General features: G+C 52.1%; 3 protein-coding genes. 1 reads left to right on the top strand and 2 read right to left on the bottom strand.

Going from position 1 to position 2,409, the window contains the following annotated elements; translation table 11 throughout:
• Positions 1 to 1,623 (top strand): RICIN domain-containing protein (locus AC1KVG_RS21730; RefSeq protein ID WP_481095798.1); only part of this gene is annotated, 1,623 nt, incomplete at its 5' end.
• 210 nt (positions 1,624 to 1,833) lie between these two features.
• On the opposite strand, the gene AC1KVG_RS21725 is transcribed toward AC1KVG_RS21730, so the two are convergent.
• Complete coding sequence (locus tag AC1KVG_RS21725) at positions 1,834 to 2,142, bottom strand: hypothetical protein (RefSeq protein ID WP_481095797.1); 309 nt, start codon at positions 2,140 to 2,142, stop codon at positions 1,834 to 1,836.
• The gene (locus tag AC1KVG_RS21720) at positions 2,139 to 2,351 is read right to left on the bottom strand and encodes a hypothetical protein (RefSeq protein ID WP_481095799.1); all 213 of its coding nucleotides are present in this window, start codon (positions 2,349 to 2,351) and stop codon (positions 2,139 to 2,141) included. The genes AC1KVG_RS21725 and AC1KVG_RS21720 overlap by 4 nt, the downstream gene beginning before the upstream one ends.
• Between the last annotated feature and the right edge of the window lie 58 nt (positions 2,352 to 2,409).

Here is a 2,409-nt window from a genome sequence, read left to right as displayed (position 1 = left end):
GCCGAAAGGCTAATGGAGGATGTCATGAACAGGTTAGTAAATATCTTAGCGGTGGTTGTAACTATTTTCGCTTTAACATATTCAAAAGAAGCTTTCGCCCAGCTTCAAATATGCTCCAACAGTGCCGTGCCGGAAGGATACGTAAAAACTGCTTTACAGCGCGCTACCAACTGTGGTTCAGGTCTGGCATGGACGGTGGAATCCCCGAGTGAAGGGAAGTTGATTTGCCGTAGTTCAAAGATACCTGATCCTTATGTAATTACTCCGTATGGAGACAACAATACGACTGTTTGTGGCGAGCCGCGAGTACGTATCAATGCTGCCCGTAACAACATCACGATATGCTCTGACTCACCCATAGCTAAAAACTATGTGATAACAAACGTGAGTTCAGTTCCGCAAGGCTGCTTAGCAGGGCAATTTACGATCCAGCAGGCTCGTAACGGCATACTGGGGTGTGGGAATAGCCCCACACCAGAGGGGTACGTATTTACCTCAAATAGTGACTCCTTAAATTGTGGTTCTCTACTTGGCAAGACGCGCCGATATGAGCTGCCACGAAACCAGATGCTGATTTGCGCTGACTCGCCAGTGCCTAGCGGTTATGTAATAACTCAGGCGTACAACAATAATGGCCAAACTTGCGATCTAGGACAATATTTTATCCAGGTTCCATACACAGGGATTGTAGTTTGCCCCGTATCTCCAATTCCAGGTGGGTGGTACCAATCTGGAACGACCTCTACAAATTCATGCACTAGCAACTTTCCGTCCGGAATCGTCCTTGCGAAAAATCCAGCTCCTCCAAGTCCGCCCCTTACACCGACCCCTACACCGACCCCTGGCCCGACCCCTTCAGTATTTGGAGCGCTTATCGGCATGGGCAGTAAATGCCTCGATGTGGAAGCGGGGGCTAAGTCAAACGGTGCATCAATTCAGCAGTATTCTTGCAACGGCAACGAACAACAAGTTTGGTCACTTGAAGCTGGTACAGGTTACTTGCGAAGCGTTCCAAGTCAGCGCGTACTTGATGTAGCGGGATACGGAACATCGAATGGATCCGTACTTCAACTATTTGACCAGTTGGGCGGTAAAAATCAACAATGGAGTTTCACATTTGCATCAGTTGTCGGTATCAATGGGAAAGTTCTGGATGCCGTTAACGGCTCTAGTGCTAATGGCACCAAGCTGCAGCTATGGGATTGGTTGGGTAATACTCAGCAGCGATGGAACTATGATCCAATCAGCGGTGAAATTCGGGGGGTTGGTGGGAAATGCTTAGATGTTGAAGGTGGTTCTACGGCCGACGGTGCAAATGTACAACTATGGGACTGCAATGGCTTCCCGCAGCAAAAGTGGAAACTTGGGCGTAACGGCTCAGTGCAGTTTGGTGGTAAATGTTTGGAAGTCGCTAATGGTCAAGCAAATAATGGATCTCCAATTAGAATGTGGAGTTGCAACGACGGTGCACATCAGCAGTGGCAGCTAATCGGAGAGCTTCGAAGCAATGCAAGCAATAAGTGCCTTGCCGATCCTGGCCGTGGCTCGGTGAATGGGTCTAGGACATATATCTGGGAATGCACCGGAGACGCCAATCAAGTCTGGTCATATTCGGGATTCTAATCGGCAGTAGACTTTTTTAAAAAGCCTTAGATGGTGCCAGGGATACCCTGGCGCCATTCAAATTCAGAAAACCAGGTATGTCCGTTTTACTTTAAGTGGCATTTAGCATGTAGCGTGTCCCAATATTTGACCGAGTACTGGGCGGATGTTATGGGAGGCCAAGAAGTTGTCAGTTATTTCACTCGAATTTATCTCTGACGCATCTTCACGCTAGAGCTTGGTCTTCAACACCGCCTCGAACGCCGCATCCGGCGCAATGCTGTCGGAGAGCACGATCACCGTATGCAGCTGGCCCTTGGCCTGCACGCTGTACTCGAAGCCCACCGGCGTGCCGCTGCGGCTGAAGACCTCGATCTCGCTGTACTCGCCGAGCTGGCCTTCATAACTCTCGCGCTCGAACCCATGCTTCTTGGCGAAGTTGCCGGCCGCCGTGTGTGCGCCTTCCCACACCGCGTCCTCGTATTTGATCGGCTGCAGCAGGCTGACCAGCTGAGTCGCGCATGCGGTGGTGCTGGTCACGCCGTAGCCATCGTCTCGCCCATCAACGGGATCTTGCTCACGTTGCGCTTGGGCGTGGCGGTGACCGTGCAGCCAAGCTGCTGCAGATCGGCAAGGTTGAAGTGTTCGGCCTCCGGTCGCGGCGCGCTGGCGGTGCCAGCGCCGTTGCAGGCAGACAACACGCTTACAAGGGCAAGCGGCAAACAGGTGCGTAAGGAAAGGTTCGACATCGCCGGCTCCTACACCCCCTTCCTGCTGGTCGCCCTCGACGGCACCTGGCGCTGGGCA

This window comes from Xanthomonas sp. NCPPB 3959, assembly GCF_056675575.1.
This window is presented reverse-complemented; position numbering and strand designations above follow the sequence as displayed.